Source organism: Thermus sp. (assembly GCF_056332225.1).
This window is the reverse complement of record NZ_JBWGQW010000176.1, coordinates 1-747: the sequence shown is the minus strand read 5'-3', so window position 1 is coordinate 747 and position 747 is coordinate 1. Positions and strand designations below refer to the sequence as shown.

Genomic DNA, 747 nt, shown 5'->3' with positions numbered 1-747 from the left:
TCCCCCGCGGCCTTCTCCCCGTGGCGCACCACCAGGGCGATGGCCACCGGGGTCTGGATGTTGAAGACGTTCTCCTCCCGGACCGCCCCCCGCCCCTCGCCCCCCAGGTCCAGGACGTAGATCGCGTGGGCCAGCCCCCGCATGAAGGAGCGCATCCCGGCGAAGCCCGGGCCGGTGAGGTAGGAACTCGGGGTGATGAAGGCCACCACCCCGGGGCGCTTTGGGTCCTGCTCGAAGGCCTTCCACAGGGCGAAGCGCCAGAAGTAGACGTAGAGGTTGTAGAGGTTCTTGGCGTGTACCCCCTGCCCCAGGGCCCGCAAGGGGGCCAGGAAGTCCTCCAGGGGGGGCGGGGAGTTGGGGTCCTGGGGGTCCTTCTTCCCTTGCACGATCCACTTCCCCCGGGCCTTGCGGGCTTCCTCGCTCTCCCCCTCCACCCGGTCGTAGGGGGGGTTGCCCAGGATCACCAGGATGGGCACCTCCCGCTTCACCCGGGCCGCCTCCCGGCGTTCCTGCGCCAGGCGCTCGTAGAAGAACTCCCGCTCCAGGGGCGGGGCGTCGGGGGCCTCCAGGGTGTCCGCCAGGTAGACGTGGAGGCCCCCCGGGGGAAGCCGCCCCCCTTCGGCCTCGATGGCCTGGGAGAGCCGGAGCTGGGCCACGGCGTAGGGGCCCACCATAACCTCTAAGGCGTAGAGCCGGTCGGCCACCTCCGTGGCGTAGTGCGATCGCATCCCGGGGCCAAACCGCCCC

At 71.2% G+C, this 747-nt stretch carries 1 pseudogene; it reads right to left on the bottom strand.

Annotated elements, in window-relative coordinates:
* Window positions 1-728 (bottom strand): annotated as a pseudogene (locus tag AC01Y6_RS10760) (type ISP restriction/modification enzyme); the annotation flags it as partial.
* Window positions 729-747 lie beyond the last annotated feature (19 nt).